This window comes from Sphingobium sp. IP1 (assembly GCF_002708645.1).
Lineage (GTDB): Bacteria > Pseudomonadota > Alphaproteobacteria > Sphingomonadales > Sphingomonadaceae > Sphingobium > Sphingobium yanoikuyae.
In genome coordinates this window covers 1-17,198 of the sequence record NZ_NOIW01000011.1, presented here as the reverse complement: position 1 = coordinate 17,198, position 17,198 = coordinate 1, and the positions used below count along the sequence as shown (strand labels likewise).

Here is a 17,198-nt window from a genome sequence, read left to right as displayed (position 1 = left end):
TGCATTCCCCAGGTGGCGTGTCGTTTGAGGTGAAGATCGCCTGTATCCGATCGCTAGACAAGGATTTTCTGCCGCAAGCGGCACCTGCGGTCGCGCAGACTGCTGGATCTGGACGGATCAGACCGCGAAGCCGCTGTTTCCTTGCCCAGGGGCGGCGTTTTTCAGCGCAGCGGACAGATCTGTCCAGCCGCTTTCGTTCAGTTTGAGCGTGGATCGCGATCATGCGCATAGCGGTGGCGCTCGCAATCGGCGGATAGCGGCGAGGCTGGCGCGTACCATCGTGCCGGTGACAGCGACCTCGGCCAGCTGGAAGGTGATGGTGCGGGCGTGACGGACCACACGTGCCCCGATCTTGATCAGCTTCAGTTGCAGGCTGGTCAACGACCAGTCGGCCATGGCTTCGGGCAGCTCGATGCAGCGCAAGAAGGTGGCCAGGTTGTACGCCAGGGCGTGCAGTTGCTGCCGCACCTCATTGTCGCGGAACTTCCGGCACGACAGCCGCGTCCAGCGAAAGGCGTATTTGCCCTCTTTGATGTGCTGCTCGGCGGTGCCGCGCTGGTTGTAGAACCGCACCACCCAGTCCGGCTCCATCGGCAGGTTGGTGACGATAAAGCCGACACGCGGGAACAGTTCGCCCGGATGCCATTCGATCTTGGCGATCACCCGGCGTTCCTTGTCCCAGGACGCCGCCTGATACTCGAATTCCTCGAAGAACCGCTTGACCTTGGTCAGTGACGGCCGCCCGACAGGGCGCGTTAGCCGATGCGCGATCTTGTCCTTGAGGACCGCGTTTGCGGGCAGCCGGATGGCGTAGAAGAACCGCGCTTCTTCCAATCGCTCATAGATCGCCGGGATCGCGTAGGCAGCATCGGCCCGGAAGAACCTGCCACCAAGGTCGCGCTCCGCGTAGCGCGCAATGACGGGGTCGAGAACATCACGCCAGCCATCGGCGCTGTGGACGTTGCCATGGCGCAGGGCGCAGCGTTCCAGCATCCCGAACTGGTTGAACAGAAAGTTGGGGTGATAGCAGCTACAGTCGAAATGGCCATTCCAGGCGGACCCTTCCTGGTCGCCATGGGTCGGGCTGACCGAGCTGTCCATGTCCAGAACGATGTACTTCAGCCCGTTACGGTCATGGAACCGGTCGATCCATTGCCCGTTCAGGTCGGCCAGCGCGGCACGGTTCCCGGCCAGAGCCAGCGTCTCGGTCTCGAACCGTCCCATCTGCGATGCCGAGGCCGCTTGTGCATCGACCGCTCTGCCGCCGACAACTTGGCGCATGACCGGATCGCAGGCGAGACGGTTGGCGTCGTTGACATCCTCGTATCCGGCCAGCCGCCCAAAGACTGATTGCCGGAACAGGCCGTCGAGCCGATGGACCGTGTTCTTGCCAGAGCGAGTATCGCGCAGCGCCGCTGACGCCAAATCGGACAACCCGAGCGCGTCATCAAGCTCCCGCATCATCAGAAGGCCGCCGTCGGAACTGAGCTGCGTGCCGCGAAATTCCAGCCGCACGCGAGGGTCGAAATCCACCCGATCTGCCCATTGCAAGCCCGCACCCTCTGGGTGATCCATGAAACGCGCCCCTCGCAGCCTTCAACACCATGTTTTATATAGGAAATATATTGGTCAGGACAGCGAAATCAGCGCCTTACTTGGGAAATGTGGGCCCAGTTTCGTGGACTCAACGTCCGCTTCTGGCGCGACGATGCAACCCGCACGATCACCATGCACGTCGCCACCACGCCCGACGGCGCATCGGAGATCAACCTCGCCAACGGCAACGCCTATCGCGTCCTCGACGCGCTCCGGCTTGCCGACGACAATCGCGGCAGCATACCCATTACCGAATTGCGCGATACTCTGGGTCAGCCTTACGTCCGCCGCGATCTAGGCCACCTCAATGATGGCCGTTACCTCGAGCGGTTCGACTCGCTCGCGGCTCAGGTCGCTACCAGTGACGAGATACGCATGGTCTGGGGATAGCCTCCCTCCAGTCACCATCGCGTCGGGGGGCATCGGGCTTCGCCTCGATGCTCCCCATTCTTTTGCCTCAATGGACCGAAGCATCGCCAGCTTCGGCCAGGCATTGAAAAGGGGAGCGCCTTAGGGTCAAGATCTGTAATTGCAGTTGCTAGGCGGTGCTGATCCCTTGAGGGTTTCATGGATCTGTCCGCACTGGCCGAGCCGGAGCTGGTCGTGCTGTATCGGGTCTCACAGAGGCGAACGTTGCATTGACTCGACGCGGGCTTTTCGGCCCATCTGACTACCTTCGCAGATCGTTCGTCCCTGCGTTCCCTCGCGGGACACCGCCCTCGGATCAGCTTTGACGCTTCACCGCTGGCAAACAGGTTCTATCCTACCTCACGCCTGGAACAAAGTGCCATCGCGCAGCATGGCATGCATGATGACTGCGAGCCGACGAGCGAGCGCGACACGGGCCTTCTTCAGGCCCCGGCGCTTGGCGATCTTCATGGCCCATGTCTTCAGCGCGAAGGTTTCCCGAATCCTGGTCAGGATCGAGTTGGCGGCTTCGTAGAGTAACTTGCGCACCGTACTGTCTCCCTGCTTTGTAATCCTCCCGGTCCAGTCGAGCTCGCCCGACTGATGGCGTCGGGGCACTAGGCCGAAGTAGGCGCCGGCATTGCGGGATTGTCGGAAGCGTGCTGCTTCATCCACTGCAGCAGCGAAGGCGGCTGAGGTCTGAACGCCGACACCCGGTATGGTCATTAGGATTTCGCAGGCCTGTGACTGGCTAGCCATGATGCGCAGTCGCCGGTCCATTTCCTTGATCTGCTCGACCAACTCCGCGCGCACCGACAGCAAGGATGTGATGGCATCGCCAAGGCCCGGGATGTGTACCGCTTGCATGATCCTCTCGAGGAATGCCTTTCCTTGTCCAGCCCCGGGGCGATAGCCGAACGTGGCGCAAAGACCGCGGATCATGTTGTCGAGCCGGACACGCGCTTCCACCAGATGGCTGCGTGCAGTGATCGCGCTGCGCACCCCATGCGCTGCCGGTGATTTGACATGCACCTCTTTGTAGAAGCCCGTCCGCGCCAGCTGCGCAAGACCGGCAGCATCGTGAGGGTCGGTCTTGTTTGCCTTCATAACCTTCAGACTCTGATGCGCCTGGCGGGCGTCAATGCATACTACCGGAACGCCCAGTTCACGCAGACCAAGGCAGATCGCAGGCGACATGCGGCCCGTTTCGATCACGGCTCGATCGAGTGGGCTGTAGCGCCCCAACATCATGGCGATTGCCTCGGGGGAGCTTTCCACCTTCTGTGACACGAGCTTTCGACCATTTTCGTCAACGATGCAGACCTGCGTGCTTTCCATCGACAGGTCCAATCCGGCATAATGCTTCATGGCTGCTTCCTTCCTTCAGGATTCGACAACCAGAAGTGTGCGCCTCAACCGAGGTCCGAGGAAGCAGCCACAATTACACGATGACTCATTGATCAGAGCCAGAAGATGACGGTTGCGGCGAGAGCGACGGCGGAGAAGAAGACCGTAGGGCACCGATCATAGCGGGTGGCGACGCGGCGCCAGTCCTTCAGACGGCCGAACATGATCTCGATCCGGTTGCGGCGTTTGTACCGACGCTTGTCGTATTTGATGGGTTGGAGGCGAGATTTTCGCCCAGGAATGCAAGGCTTGATCCCCTTCGCTTGCAGGGCATCCCTGAACCAGTCGGCGTCGTAGCCGCGGTCGCCCAGCAGCCATTGCGCCTTGGGAAGGTCGTCGAGCAACGCGGCGGCGCCGGTATAATCGCTGATCTGGCCTGCGGTCATGAAGAAGCTGAGCGGACGACCGTTTGCATCGGTTACGGCATGAAGCTTCGTGTTCATGCCTCCTTTGGTGCGGCCAATCAGCCGCCCGAGATCCCCTTTTTTACCCGCAGGCTCGATGCCGTGCGGTGCGCCTTCAAGTAGGTCGCGTCGATCATGACCGTCTGCGGCTCAGCACCCTCGGCGGCCAGACCTTCCATCATGCGGAGGAAGACACCCATCTCGCCCCACCGCTTCCAGCGGTTGTAGAGCGTCTTGTGCGGGCCATACTCCTTCGGCGCATCACACCAACGCGACCCGTTGCGATTGACGAAAATGATCCCGCTCAACACCCGTCGATCATCGACCCGTGGCCTGCCGTGGCTCTTGGGAAAATACGGCTGAAGCCGCGCCATCTGCTCATCCGTCAGCCAATACAGGTCGCTCATGCTCAGTCTCCTTGCGGAGCCTGAATCAGATCTTCCCTCTCAGATCAATGGGTCCTGAGCCTAGCCGTGTCAGTTCAGCAGAGCTGAGGCCTTCGACGATTGCGGCTGCGGCAGCTTTGCGTGCGCGTGCCCGGCCAGCAAGACCGGCGCGTTCCAGCGTGTCGCCTGACGGAAGAATGAACCGCTCACCCTTCAGGCCAACCATGAGGGCGCGAACAATCGGTTCACCTCTGTCTGTATACTCGGCGGCCTGCGCGGCAAGATTCAGGGCAAGTGCCAGGTCGCCGCGTCGAAACGGGCGTATGCCAAGATAACGCGCCACGAGATCGGCATGATCGGTACGTGTTTGCGCGCGCTGACCATATGCAGAGAAGGAGGAAGGATCGACGAATAACTGTGCCGCGAGGTACTGAAGAATGACGTCGGGAAGCCCGATCTCGGGTTGCAGACCAAAGCCGGGATGTCGCATCAAAGCGATTTGTGCAGCCAGACCGAGGCGATTTGCTGGACCATAGCGGCGCCCAACCAATTCAACATCTTCCGCGGAAAGGGTATAATGCCCAATGATCGCGATTTCCTCGACAGGAGGATCGAACAGGCGCTGTCGCTCGTCTCCGGTCAGAAGTCGGCGCCGTGCCATTTTGCTCTCCCGCTGAGTCGAACGACAAAATTAACACCAAAGCGGCTCGCGCTGGAGGGTGTCTATTCGTTGTAGATTGATCCCCGAGCAATCACCCGGCGCAGCAAGACAGTTTGGCGACATCCTTATCAAACGTTTGGGCCGCCAGTTTGAGGCCTTCCACAGTGGTCAGGTAAGGAAATATCGTTGCACCCAATTCCAGGGTGGTCATGCCATGTTTGATCGCCAGCACCAGTGTCTGGATCGAATCCGCGCCTTCGGGTGCCATGATCTGGCCACCCAGCAAACGGTCGTTTGCCTTGTCGGCAACCAGTTTGATGAGACCCCGCGTATCGCGTGCTGCCAGTGCCCTTGGCACAGCGTCGAGCGGGAGCAGCGAAACCTTGATGTCCAGGCCTTGCGCCCGTGCTGTCGTTTCAGTGAGGCCTGCGCTGGCGACTTGCGGGTCAGTGAAAACGACGGATGGCATGGCGGAATTGTCGTAGCGGTATTGGTTGCCCGTCACCGCGTTGCGCGCGGCCAGTTTTGCGGCATAGGCGGCCATGTAGACGAACTGGTCCCGTCCCGTTACATCGCCCGCCGCGTAAATGCCTGAGACCGACGTTTCGAGGTGGTCATCGACGACGATTCCACCATTACGGGCAAGCACTATGCCGCGCTCCTCCAACCCAAGCCCGTCGCTATTGGGTCGGCGTCCGGTGGCAATCAGCACCTGTTCCGCCGCGACGGTGTCGCGATGCCCCTCGCAGGTCAATTCGACCCCGCTCTGTGTTTGGGCGATACGCTGATAGCCGACACCTGCGCAAACCCGCACGCCCTCGGCTTCCAAATAGTTTTTTAGCGCGGCACTCACTTCCGAGTCCATTTCGGGAAGCAGGCGGCTTCGGCAGCAGATGGTGACATCAACGCCCAGACGCGAAAACATCTGTCCCAGTTCAACCCCAATCACCCCGCCACCGATCACCAGCAGCGATTTGGGCAGGCGATCCAGCGCTAGCGCCGATGTGCTGGTTAGGTAGGGCACGCTGTCCATCCCCGGAATCGGCGGCACGGCGGCGTGCGCACCCATCGCCAATATGACCTTGCCGACTTTTATCGGCACATCGTCAACGATCAGCGCACCGTCTGCGAAGCGTGCCTTGCCCTCGATATAGCTTACCCCGGAATAGGCGGGCAGAAGATCGACATATTTTTTCTGGCGCAGCGTGCTGACCAATTCATCCTTTGATGCCGCGAGCTGCGCCCAATCGCCTAGTTGAATGTTACCGCCAAGGCCGGGAAAGCGCGTGGCGGCTCGCCCACCGTGCACCGCCTCGGCGGCACGGATCAGCGTCTTGGACGGAACGCAGCCGACATTGACGCAGGTGCCGCCAATCGTGCCATGGCCGATCAGCGCGACTTTCGCCCCGAGTTCGGCGGCGGTGATCGCGGCGGAAAAACCCGCCGAGCCCGCACCGACGACGGCCACGTCATATCCATCCCGCCCAGGGCGGTTGCAACAATCGTTCATTGGATACAGCTTTCTTCAGGCGCGACGGGCGCCGTCATTCAGTTTTGAATAGCGCGCGCCGTATAACCCGCATTGGTCGACGCAGCGGCAATCGCAGCAGCATTCGCGCGGCGAGGATCATATGTTACGCGCGCGGTCTTGGCGGCGAAATCAACCGTCACCGCGCTGACACCTGCCACGCCTTCCATCGCCTTCTTCACGGTGATCGGGCAGGTGGCGCAGGTCATGTTTTCGATGGCAAAGGTGGCTTGCCTCTGAGCGGTTGCGGTGGCCGCAGGGCGATCCTGTGCTGAATTGTCAAGTGCTAGGGCGACCCCGCCACCGGCGGTTGCCAGCACGGCCAGCCCAATGAGTATAGTCTTCTTCATGGGTGTACCCTTTCAATAAAACCAAGGTGCCCACCAGTCGATGGTGAGCGCGAGGATGACGATGGCGAGACCCAGCCACAGCACCGCTTTGGTAGTGCGGGCCGATTGCGGACGAGCGCAATATGAGCCGTCCTCACAGGGTGGGTTCGGCTTGAAATAGACATGCCAGAAGCCGTAGCCGAGCAGAGCCAGCGTCACCGCCGCGACATAAGGCTTGTAAGGTTCGAGCGCGGTCAGGTTGGCGATCCACGCGCCGGATATGCCAAGCGTAACGAACAGGAGCGGCACGACGCAGCAGGCGGAGGCCAGCCCCGCGCCGATCAGCGCGCCCGTGGCGACCCAGTTCGCCCGCTTCGGCTCGTCGTTTTCAGTGAGGGCTGACTGTCCTGATTCAGGCGCTGAGGCCATGCCGCAAATCCTTTCTTCCGCCTTCGTGATTCGCAGTGTAGCCTCTGTAGTAGGTACAGACTCAAGAGGTTTTTCATGCAGCCACAATCTGGCATTTTACGCGCTCAGCTTGCCCGGAGGACCGGCTGCAATCTCGAAACCGTCCGCTATTACGAGAAGGTCGGATTGCTGCCAGCACCGGCGCGCAACGCCAATGGCTACCGGGTCTATTCGCCGGAACTGGTGCAAAGGTTGCAGTTCATCCTGCGCGCCCGCGATCTGAGCTTTGCGATGGATGAGATTCGGTCTTTGTTGTCGCTGACCGACGTTGGAGCGCAAACGTGCGCAGAGGTGATGGGGAGAACCCAAGCACACCTTGACGATGTCCGTCGCCGTATTGCCGATTTGCAGAAGATAGAGGCGGCGCTGGCGACAACATTAGACAAATGCACCGGCGACGACGTTGCCGAATGTCCTATTTTGGACGCACTTCAGTTTTCGTCCGTATAGGACAAGTGAGGCCGCTATTTTTGCGGGATTTGATCTTCTGTCGTCAATCTGGAGTATAGTCTACCTAGACGTCAGGATGCTTGCGGTAATTGTGTCAGATAAGAACGCCGAATCACATTTCTTGACATATGCGTACCAAGTTTATAGAGTCCAACCTGACATATTGGCCAGGAGCGGACGATGAATGGGCAAAAGATCGGATACGTCCGGGTCAGTGCATTCGATCAGAATGTCGATCGCCAACTGGATGGTGTCGCACTCGACAAGATTTTCACCGACAAGGCATCGGGCAAGGACGTCGACAGGCCACAGCTTGAAGCCATGCTATCGTTCATCCGCGAGGGGGACACGGTGGTCGTGCATAGCATGGACCGCCTCGCGCGCAACCTCGACGACCTGCGCAAGCTGGTCCAGTCCCTCACCAAGCGGGGCATCCGGATCGAATTCGTCAAGGAAAGCCTGGCGTTCACGGGTGAAGATTCGCCGATGGCCAATTTGATGCTGTCGGTGATGGGGGCATTTGCCGAATTCGAGCGGGCCTTGATCCGCGAACGACAGCGCGAAGGGATTGCTGTCGCCAAACAGCGCGGCGCCTATCGCGGAAGGAAGAAGTCGCTTTCCGATGACAGGGTGGCCGAGTTGAAGCAACGGGTTGCAGCTGGCGAGCAGAAGGCTACCATCGCTCGCGATCTTGGGATCAGCCGGGAAACCCTCTATCAGTACCTTCGATCAGCGACATGAAAAGCCTTTCCCGCCTTTGTCCATGAAATCGTTGTCTGACGCACAAACCTTGAGGCGACGCCTTTTGGTAGTCGGGATAAACCCGGACAGCCGACCAGGCCTCCGTACATTATTCGGACACCGATTCACGGTAGCCGCTTCGCAAGCATAGGCCTGCAGCCATCAGACGGGATCAGGTCATTGGCGAGCATCGTACTCGCCAATCCTGACAGATAAGGACTTGTCGGAGAGGGCAGATTCCCAGACCGAGGTTCCATCGATCAAGTTCACGCCAGTTTCGGCCTCCAAAGCCGAGTAAGCAGCTGTGATCGCAGACTCGGCTGTGCGGATTTTGAGCACCTCCTGTCGCCCTGCCTCTGTGAGTGAGACGATCGTGCGCCTGCGATCAACTGGATCTGCAGCCGTTGTAATCAGGTCCAGCTTTTTCAGCTTTCCCACCCAATCTATGATGACCGGGTGGAATTGCTGAAGGGCTGAAGCGATGGCAGTGATACGTTGCGGCCCTTGATTTTCGATCAGGTAGAGTATCGACGTTGTTCGAGGCGGAGCGATGATTCCTGCCTCGCCAAACCAGCGCTCGCATTCGGTTACCAGCCCCTCAGAGAGGCGGCGCAAACGATGAGCGAGGAAGAATAATCCCCCCGCCTGGATAAAATCCTCAGCCTTTTCATCGCCTTTCACCACGCTTTGCCTTCGCTCTTTACAATTATGTAGGGCCATACATATTTTAAAGCCATATCGATGTCCATATTGGGTAGGTGCTGCATGAAGCCATGGCGCTGGGTTATCGCATTTTCGTTCCTGACTTCGGGAGTGACGGCTTCAGGAAGTCCATTAGCTCATTCCAGCGTTAGGCCAGATGGTAGCATCATGACCTGGTATCTGGATCGGCAAACAAATGAAGCGCAACAGCCCATCCTGGTGCTGGCGCAGGGATCGGGATGTACATCGGTCACATCCAGCCCAAATATCGAGGCTGCCAGGAAGCTATTGCCATCCGCCGCAATCCTTACGGTCGAGAAATACGGTGTTCTGGAAGGCGATGCTCCGAAGTCTTTTCCAGAAGATTGCCGACCGGCCTACGTGGCCCACCATACCATCAGCCAAAGGGTCGCCGACTACAGCCAGGTTATTGCAAGCCTCAGGAAGGAGGCATGGTGGAACGGGAAACTCGTTTTGTTTGGCGGATCAGAAGGCGGTGCGGCAATGCAGATACTTGCCGCTGAAGTTCGGCCGAACGTCGCGGTGATCTTTTCATCGGCGACTGGAATGCCGTTTCGTGAGGCATTCGTGCAAGTTCTGCCACCTTCAGAGGCGAAAACAGCGCCGGAACACATAGCTGCAATAAGAAAGAATCCCGACAGCACGGAAATTTGGCTTTCGAATAGCTACCGATGGTGGTCCGATATAATGGACAGACGACTATCGGACGATGCATTGCGCGCCACTGCGACGGAATTTCTGGTTGTGCAAGGTAAACGGGATCATTCGAACCCGGTTACATCTGCCAGACGTTTCGCCGCGAATTTCCGCAAATCCGGGCGCAAGAACGTCACCTACTGGGAATTTGCTGACTATGATCACACTATGGTAGATCAAAAGGGTCAGTCTCACCTGCCAGAGGTTCTTAGCCGAATATCAGATTGGTTGACCAAGGCATTGGCGCGATAGGAAATTTTTATCTATAGCGTCTTCTGCAATTTCAGCTGTACTTCAGGTTCTCTGCGGCGTGAGGAAATTTCCTCCACCGACGGCGCAATCAAACGCTGGTTTGTCCGACCTGAATATTTGAATGTCCCCGAGAGCGATAGCGTCCGATCCAGACTATGCGTATATGAGGCGCTGAAATCGAACCATGAACCTTTGCGGATCTGATACTCCCGCGATGGGCTACTGTATGACCACTGTAATTGCGCGACGTCGCCGGGTACACTGCCCCGGTCTTTGCCATTCCATTCAAACGTGCCGTTTGCCGTATAGCGAAATGTGCGCTGCATATTCTGGCCATCCGTCGTATCGATCGGAGTACGCTCATTGAAGAGATTGGCGCTGGCGCTTGCCTTGAGACGGGGGACGATTGGGAAGGCAAGGTCAAACTGGGCACCACTGTTCCAGCTATTTCCAGCATTTACAAAGCTGTAGACACTGGTTCCGGTCGCATTGAGAGAATAACTTTTGCTCCAAAGCCGACTTGTTTCGCGTAAGTAGGCAGTAGCTCCCAATTCTATTTTCCCGGGGCGAAACTGCACACTGGCCTCGTAGGCATTGGTGCTTTGATCCTTGAGGCGCGGGTTCCCTTCGAAAAGGGTGTAGGCATCCTCGACCGTTCCATAGGGGCGCAGATATTCCAGCGGAACCCTGTCTATCCGCTTGCTGAAACTGGCTCCGAACTGCAGCTTTTTGTTGAACCGGTAACTGGCGTGAAAGCTGGGGAAGAGGCTGGCCCTGTTTATCTGAATCGTCGCGACGCCGGGACTGGAAATTTGGCGGCGATTTGCTTCGCCGCGCAAGCCCGGTGCGACGGTTAAGGCCCCGAATCTCTGCTGGAACGACGCATAGGCAGAGAGGGTAGCGCTGCGCGCATCATACGCATCGTTGATGTCGGAGCCGAACAAACCGTCGCTATCGTTGCTCGTAAATCTATAGGTTTGCGTAGTGTCATCAACATGCCAGGCGCTACCCAGCGAAAGAAGTTGCCCCACAGCCATGGGATGTTTCCAGTCAATTTGGACATCTATCGACGTGGAGGGCTTGCGCACGTCGAGCCTATAGTGTCGTCCATCGCTGAACCGGGCATTAGTAACATCATGCACATTGGGATTTGTGTAAAACTGGACAGCCGCATTGAGCGCCTCTCCCTCTTTTTTGCCCTTATGATCGACGCTCAATTCTCCGGTAACATAGCTCCCTATACTGCTGAGGCGGCGACGTTCTGAAAAAGGCGTGAAGTCTGGGGTAACGGCGACATAATCGACTTTGTCTGTGACAATATCATGCCCGCCGCCACCGCCCAGCTGTGCCGAGACGCTTGTTCTTGCGCCCAATTTGTACGATGCTTTGCCGCTGAGACGTCCGACAGTACCAGCATAGGTATGCAGACCCGTCTCCCGGTTAACTGTCGGCGAGCTGTCATCCTGCATCCCAACGCGGCGCTCCTTGCGATAGCTTCTGCGGAGCATGGTGCCGGCATTGCCTCCCCCCTTCAGCTGGTAAGTCCAGTTGCCAGCTTTGTAATTCAGGGTCGTATCGCCAAGGGCATAGCCATAACTGGATTCTTCCAGGCTTGCGTTCCCAGACAGTCCCTCCACCCGTGATTTTCGCAGCACCAGATTGATGATGCCACCTGCGCCCTCAGACGAAAATTGTGCGGAGGGATTGGTAATCACCTCTATTCGCTCGATATCGCTGCCGTGCACGGTGCGCAGATATTGTGAGGCATCGCCAATGTAAGGGCGGCCATCCACGTAGATCCGGGTCAATCCAGATCCAAGCACCAGAATGCGGTCGTCAGGGGTGATGGTCACCGCCGGGAGGCCGCGCAACAATTGGACGGCATTCTTCTGGGCGGAATGAGGAGTTTCGCGGACCTGATAGGTTCGGCGATCAATTTTAAGGGTTTCTTCCGTACGTTTCCCGACGACCTCAATAACATCGGTCGCGTCCTCAGCGACCACGACGGGCGCAGTGATCGGCAAATCCGTCAAGGGCATGTCGTCCCGGAAAGAGCGATGGCTGGCATGCTCTCTTTCATACCAGCGCCTGGTTCTCGGACTGTTGCCGATAGGCCGCTACGATCCGGGACACCGTGGGTTCGCTGACGCCATATAACCTTGCCATCTCGGCACCGGATTTTCGGCCTGAGATGACGGACTCGGCGACTTCTCGACGCTGCTTGTCTCCCAGCTTGCGGCGACGCCCACCTATCCTGCCTTCAATGCGGGCCTGGGCAAGACCAGCGCTGGTGCGCTCGCGGATCATCGCGCGCTCAAACTCGGCAAAGCTGCCGACCATCTGCATCATCATTCGACCTGCAGCGGTCGTGGTGTCGATTGCCTCGGTCAGGGATCGGAAACCCGCGCCCACCCCTTCGATCCGCTCCATTATGTGCAACATGTCCTTCAGGCTACGCGACAGTCGATCAAGCTTCCAGACTACGACCACGTCGCCATCGCGCAGTTGGCCGATCATCTCCAGCAGCTTCGGGCGGTCCCATCGTCCGCCGCTGGCGGTCTCCTCGAATATGCGCTTGCAACCCGCTGCTTCGAGCGCGCTGCGCTGCGCAGCATTAGATTGCTCGTCGCCCTTCGACACACGGGCATAGCCGATCAGATAAGGTGCCTTGGTCAAATCGCGCCTTTCACAAACGGCCGTATCTGCAGGTCTTTACGACACGAACGGATTTCCGCGTCCTTCCGTCTTTCACAATCCTCTTGCAGAATTAAACTGAAAGGCAAGCAGTTTTTGGAGGTTCGTAAGTGCCCGGACGCATTCCGATGACGAAGCGGCAGCGCGCCACCCTGCTGGCGCTGCCCGAGGACGAGGCCATGATCGTGAAGCACTATAGCCTGTCTGACGATGACATGGCGGCGGTCGGCACCGCGCGAACCCCTGCGACCCGGCTCGGCTATGCCCTGCAGCTTTGCTGCCTGCGGTATCCGGGTCGGCATCTGCGTCATGGCGAACTGCTGCCGGCACTCATGCTCGACCATATTGCCGAACAGGTCGAAGTGGATGCGGGTGTCGTCGCTGATTTCGCGAGACGCACGCCCACACGCTACGACCAGCTCGCCGCGATCAAGACGCGGTTTGGCTTCAGCGACCTGAGCCGGCCACAGCGCGCGGAATTGATGAGTTGGCTGACAGGCGAGGCTGCGATCACCATCGACGGGCGCGAACTGCTGGACCGGCTCCTGGATGAGATGCGTGTCCGCCATATCGTCATCCCCGGTATCAGCGTCGTGGAGCGCATGGCGGCCGAGGCTATACACCATGCGGAAACGGATCTCGTGGCCGCAATCGATGGCAGCCTCACGCCCGAGATGCGTCAGCATCTCGACACGCTCATCGATGACAAGATCCATGACCGACAAAGCCGGTTGTCCTGGCTGCGCGAACCGGAACCGCGTGTAGCGGCCGGTTCGCTTATGGAACTCATCGAGAAGGTCGCCATGATCCGCAGGACCGGTGTGTCGGCCTTGTCGATCGATCCCCGCGCCACACCACGCTTGGCGCAATTTGCCCGGGAGGGCGTGCGTTATACAGCGCAGGCTTTCCAGCAGATGCGTCCCGCCCGCAGACGGGTGGTGCTTCTCGCGACGCTGCGCGAGCTGGAAGCAACGCTCACCGATACCGCGATAGATATGTTCGGCGCGCTGGTCGGCCGCTCTCATCTCCGTGCCCGCAAGCGGCTCGAGCAGCGCGTGGCCGTTTCCGGTCGCGAAGGGCGCGAACGGTTGCTGCGCATCGCCAGAATTCTGGAAGCGATGAGCCAGGCAAAAAGAACTGGCGGCGATATCGTCGCCGCGGTCAGCGCCGTGACATCCTTCGATACGATCGACGCGGACGCCGCGATCATTCGACGGACCGCTGCACCGCACCGGGATGAAGTGCTCGATGAGATCGCCGCCGAATATCGCACTTTCAAGCGGACGGGGCCGCTGTTCGTGCGTGGTTTCGATTTCCAGGGCCGGGCAGGCATGCAGGAGTTGCGCGAGGCGATGGCAATCCTTGCCGATCTCGACGGAGATTGGCGCAAGCCACTGCCTGCCGGCGTACCGCTCGGTCACATCGAGCGGCGCTGGCGCCGGTATGTCGTTACGCCCGGTGGAATAGATCGCACCCATTGGGAACTGGCGACCTATAGCGCCCTTGCCAATGCGTTGGCGTCGGGTGGGATGTGGGTGCCAACAGCCCGCATCCATCGATCGCTTGGCGTGCTGCTCACCCCTCCCATCGGTAATGCCCTGTCGAAGCAAGCATTCTCGCTCGGCGATCCGCATGCCTGGCTCGAGGAGAGAGCGGCACGGCTCGACGACGCCCTGCGCGATGTCTCCAGCAATCTCGACAAGCGCGACCCCGCGCTCTTCGCCGGAGAACGGCTGCGGTTTCCGAAAGAGCCGGCTGAAGAGGCCGGTCAGGATGATGGCCGGCAACTCGCGCTTGCCTGTTACGGCATGGTGCCCGTGACCCGGATCACGGACGTACTGTCGCAGGTCGAGTGCTGGACCGGGTTCATCTCGCACTTCGGTCATGTCTCGACGGGCCTGCCGCCTTCCGACGAACGCGCTTTCCTCGCCACGCTGATCGCCGAGGCAACGAACCTCGGTCTGTCCCGCATGGCCGAAGTCTGCGGTGTTGCTTCCCGGCGCGTCCTCTTGCGTATGCAGACCTGGCATATGCGCGAAGAGACGTTCCGCGCCGCGCTCGCCTGTCTGACCGACGCCATCCATGCCGAGCCGCTCGCCGCCTGGTTTGGTGCAGGGCATCGTGCCTCGGCTGATGGCCAGGCTTTTTATCTCGGTGGGCCCGGTGAAGCCGGCGGGACGATCAACGCGCACTATGGTCGCGACCCGGTGGTCAAGATCTACACCACCATCACCGACCGATACGCGCCACTCCATCAGACGGTGATTGCCGGCACAGCAGGCGAAGCCATCCATGCGCTCGACGGCATTCTCGGCCATGACAGCAGCGCCGATCTCACCGCCCTGCATACTGGGGGCGTTTGCGGGAGGGGGCGGAATCCTACGCCAAGCTCGCCCAGATAGCCGGCGCGAGATCTTACTTGTTGCTGCCTTCTACGGTCGCGCCAGAAAGGCGACGGCTCAGTTCTATCCGGCGATGGCTACGCATTTTGAAGGTGTCTGGCCCAACGCGCCGATACTCAATGAAGCCGAGAGAACGCCAAAATCGCTCTGCCGCTTCATTCGCTTCCAGCACGGCCAACCGAATCTCTGTGGCACCTCTCGCAGCGGCCCAGCTTTCGACCGTCGAGTAAATTGAGCGTCCGACGCCACGACCACGCTGTGCGGCATCTACGATCATGAAGCCGAGATACCATGTGCCATCACGCGGATAATCGCGGAGGATGGCCGCGATTGCATATAGGCCGCCAGGCCCCTTCCATCCCAGGACAGCTTGATTGTGGGCGCTCTTTTCGGGCGGCACATCGGAGAAAAGCTCGCGAGCATCGTCCAGCGTGGGCGCGGCCCCGTCCTGCAACAGGAAATAGTCGCTGCAACGGTTGTACAGGTCTGCAACGTCTGCGGCGTCCGCTTGGGTAAGTTTGATCGGGGCTCCCGTCATCATCATCGCGTTTTGGCAGCAAGCACGCGCTGACCGTAATCCCGGAGTTCCCCGTTGGGACCGACATAGCGGTAGAGAGTGACGCGCTCGATCCCGAGTTCCTTGCAGAGGTCGGAAACGGACGTGTCGCGTTGGGCCATAGCAGCCTGAGCGAGCCGCACCTGGGCCTTGGAGAGGGCGAACTTGCGGCCACCCTTGCGTCCCCGCGCGCGGGCAGCGGCCAGGCCAGCCATGGTGCGCTCGCGGATCATATCCCGCTCAAACTCCGCCAGTGTGGCAAAAATGCCGAACACCATCCGGCCCGATGGCGTCGTGGTGTCGATCTGCGCGCCCTTGCCGGTGAGCACCCGCAGACCGATACCGCGATCCGACAGATTCTGCACCGTGCTGACCAGGTGGGTGAGCGTTCGGCCGAGCCGGTCGAGCTTCCAAACGATGAGGACATCGCCGTCGCGCAACGATTTCAGGCAGGCGGCAAGACCGGGGCGATCATCACGGCTACCGGATGCACGATCATCATAGATATTGCCTGGCTCGACACCGGCAGCGCGAAGGGCATCGTGCTGCAGGTCGAGCGACTGCGAGCCGTCGGCTTTGGACACGCGGGCGTAGCCGATCAGCATGGATCACAAACGAAGGTTTGAGGCGGTGACGAACATGAGCACATAAGATTGGGCTATTGTGTATCTTAACCAGCATCTCAATCAAGCTATCTCAAACCGTAGCTCGGAAAGAATAAGGAGCATGTATGCCGCGTCGCGTGACCCTGACCGATCGACAGCGCGAGGCGCTGCTTCACTTGCCGGTCGATCAAGGTGAGCTGCTGCGGCACTATACCCTCAGCGATGAGGATCTCGGGCATATCCGCCAGCGCCGGCGCGCCCACAATCGTTTTGGCTTCGCGCTGCAACTGTGCGTCCTGCGCTACCCGGGCCGGGTGCTCGCTCCTGGCGAGTTGATCCCGGCGCAGGTATCGGATTTCATCGCGGCCCAGCTCGGCCTGACCAGCGACGATCTACTCCTCTATGCCGCGCGCGAGGAGACCCGGCACGAGCATCTGGCGGACCTTCGCCGAATCTACGGCTATCGCTCCTTTTCGGGGCGGGGCGCACGGGATTTGCGCGAATGGATCGCTCGGGAAGCCGAGGCGGCGACATCGAATGAGGATCTTGCCCGTCGCTTCGTTGCGGAGTGTCGCCGCACCCGCACGATCCTTCCCGGCTCCTCGACGATCGAGCGCCTTTGCGCCGATGCGCTGGTTGAGGCCGAGCGCCGGATCGAGGATCTTATCGCCCATCGCATCACGCCAACCCTGAGCGAGAATTTGGCTCACCTGTTGGAGGATACGGTGGATGGTCGCGTCACGCGCTTCGTATGGCTGCGACAGTTCGAGGTTGGCGCAAATTCAGCAGCCGCTAACCGGCTGATGGATCGACTGGAATATCTTCAAAGGTTCGATCTTCCGGCGGATTTGCTGGACGGCGTGCCGGCGCATCGTGTGACCCGGCTTCGCCG

Annotated in this window: 16 protein-coding genes and 2 pseudogenes; 6 read left to right on the top strand and 12 right to left on the bottom strand. The window is 59.6% G+C overall.

Translation table 11 applies throughout. From position 1 onward, the window contains the following. Positions 1 to 219: 219 nt before the first annotated feature. Positions 220 to 1,575: an IS1380-like element IS1247 family transposase gene (locus tag CG471_RS05560; protein ID WP_099231065.1), complete on the bottom strand. Its 1,356-nt coding sequence runs from the start codon at positions 1,573 to 1,575 to the stop codon at positions 220 to 222. Positions 1,576 to 1,662: 87 nt separating this feature from the next. Between CG471_RS05560 and CG471_RS05555 the strand changes: the two genes are divergently transcribed. After that, positions 1,663 to 1,986 carry a hypothetical protein gene (locus tag CG471_RS05555; RefSeq protein WP_099231063.1) on the top strand — a complete coding sequence of 108 codons (324 nt, stop codon included), beginning with the start codon at positions 1,663 to 1,665 and terminating at the stop codon, positions 1,984 to 1,986. A gap of 378 nt (positions 1,987 to 2,364) precedes the next feature. Here CG471_RS05555 and CG471_RS05550 read toward each other — a convergent pair whose 3' ends face one another. The 6 genes and pseudogenes from CG471_RS05550 to CG471_RS05525 form a co-directional block, all read right to left on the bottom strand. Next, on the bottom strand, positions 2,365 to 3,372 hold the full coding sequence (locus CG471_RS05550; protein WP_099231061.1) for an IS110 family transposase: 1,008 nt from the start codon (positions 3,370 to 3,372) through the stop codon (positions 2,365 to 2,367). Between the two features lie 92 nt (positions 3,373 to 3,464). Further along, positions 3,465 to 4,222 (bottom strand): IS5 family transposase gene (locus tag CG471_RS05545; protein WP_099231059.1). Its coding sequence is split into 2 segments (ribosomal slippage): positions 3,465 to 3,889 and positions 3,889 to 4,222, totalling 759 coding nucleotides; the frame shifts between segments, so codons are not numbered across the junction. 61 nt (positions 4,223 to 4,283) lie between these two features. Further along, positions 4,284 to 4,862 (bottom strand): annotated as a pseudogene (locus CG471_RS05540) (DUF4158 domain-containing protein); the annotation flags it as partial. Between the two features lie 91 nt (positions 4,863 to 4,953). Next, positions 4,954 to 6,372, bottom strand: a complete 1,419-nt coding sequence (gene merA / locus CG471_RS05535; protein ID WP_180275612.1) for a mercury(II) reductase — start codon at positions 6,370 to 6,372, stop codon at positions 4,954 to 4,956. Between the two features lie 38 nt (positions 6,373 to 6,410). Continuing rightward, positions 6,411 to 6,740, bottom strand: a complete 330-nt coding sequence (locus CG471_RS05530; RefSeq protein ID WP_081096816.1) for a heavy-metal-associated domain-containing protein — start codon at positions 6,738 to 6,740, stop codon at positions 6,411 to 6,413. 12 nt (positions 6,741 to 6,752) lie between these two features. Beyond that, complete coding sequence (locus tag CG471_RS05525) at positions 6,753 to 7,148, bottom strand: mercuric transporter MerT family protein (protein ID WP_007015440.1); 396 nt, start codon at positions 7,146 to 7,148, stop codon at positions 6,753 to 6,755. A 75-nt stretch (positions 7,149 to 7,223) separates the two neighbouring features. On the opposite strand from CG471_RS05525, the gene CG471_RS05520 reads away from it, so the two are divergent. Further along, positions 7,224 to 7,637, top strand: a complete 414-nt coding sequence (locus CG471_RS05520) for a helix-turn-helix domain-containing protein (protein ID WP_007015439.1) — start codon at positions 7,224 to 7,226, stop codon at positions 7,635 to 7,637. Positions 7,638 to 7,817: 180 nt separating this feature from the next. Next, complete coding sequence (locus CG471_RS05515; protein WP_062348316.1) at positions 7,818 to 8,378, top strand: recombinase family protein; 561 nt, start codon at positions 7,818 to 7,820, stop codon at positions 8,376 to 8,378. A 177-nt stretch (positions 8,379 to 8,555) separates the two neighbouring features. On the opposite strand, the gene CG471_RS05510 is transcribed toward CG471_RS05515, so the two are convergent. Beyond that, positions 8,556 to 9,059, bottom strand: coding sequence for a MarR family winged helix-turn-helix transcriptional regulator (locus CG471_RS05510; protein WP_170828616.1), 504 nt, complete (start codon positions 9,057 to 9,059; stop codon positions 8,556 to 8,558). A 189-nt stretch (positions 9,060 to 9,248) separates the two neighbouring features. Between CG471_RS05510 and CG471_RS30060 the strand changes: the two genes are divergently transcribed. After that, positions 9,249 to 10,049 (top strand): alpha/beta hydrolase, encoded by an 801-nt coding sequence (locus CG471_RS30060; protein ID WP_180275611.1) that lies wholly within the window; start codon positions 9,249 to 9,251, stop codon positions 10,047 to 10,049. 11 nt (positions 10,050 to 10,060) lie between these two features. On the opposite strand, the gene CG471_RS05505 is transcribed toward CG471_RS30060, so the two are convergent. Both CG471_RS05505 and CG471_RS05500 read right to left on the bottom strand, forming a co-directional pair. Beyond that, positions 10,061 to 12,082, bottom strand: coding sequence for a TonB-dependent receptor (locus CG471_RS05505; protein ID WP_180275610.1), 2,022 nt, complete (start codon positions 12,080 to 12,082; stop codon positions 10,061 to 10,063). A gap of 43 nt (positions 12,083 to 12,125) precedes the next feature. Next, positions 12,126 to 12,725 carry a recombinase family protein gene (locus CG471_RS05500; RefSeq protein WP_037472749.1) on the bottom strand — a complete coding sequence of 200 codons (600 nt, stop codon included), beginning with the start codon at positions 12,723 to 12,725 and terminating at the stop codon, positions 12,126 to 12,128. A gap of 146 nt (positions 12,726 to 12,871) precedes the next feature. Here CG471_RS05500 and CG471_RS05495 point away from each other — a divergent pair. Then, positions 12,872 to 15,100 (top strand): annotated as a pseudogene (locus tag CG471_RS05495) (Tn3 family transposase); the annotation flags it as partial. A 58-nt stretch (positions 15,101 to 15,158) separates the two neighbouring features. Here the strand turns inward: CG471_RS05495 and CG471_RS05490 are convergent. Both CG471_RS05490 and CG471_RS05485 read right to left on the bottom strand, forming a co-directional pair. Continuing rightward, the gene (locus CG471_RS05490; protein ID WP_007686150.1) at positions 15,159 to 15,689 is read right to left on the bottom strand and encodes a GNAT family N-acetyltransferase; all 531 of its coding nucleotides are present in this window, start codon (positions 15,687 to 15,689) and stop codon (positions 15,159 to 15,161) included. After that, the gene (locus CG471_RS05485) at positions 15,686 to 16,306 is read right to left on the bottom strand and encodes a recombinase family protein (RefSeq protein ID WP_008832583.1); all 621 of its coding nucleotides are present in this window, start codon (positions 16,304 to 16,306) and stop codon (positions 15,686 to 15,688) included. The genes CG471_RS05490 and CG471_RS05485 overlap by 4 nt, the downstream gene beginning before the upstream one ends. 125 nt (positions 16,307 to 16,431) lie before the next feature. On the opposite strand from CG471_RS05485, the gene CG471_RS05480 reads away from it, so the two are divergent. Next, a partial coding sequence (locus CG471_RS05480; RefSeq protein WP_143560150.1) for a DUF4158 domain-containing protein occupies positions 16,432 to 17,198 on the top strand: 767 nt, incomplete at its 3' end.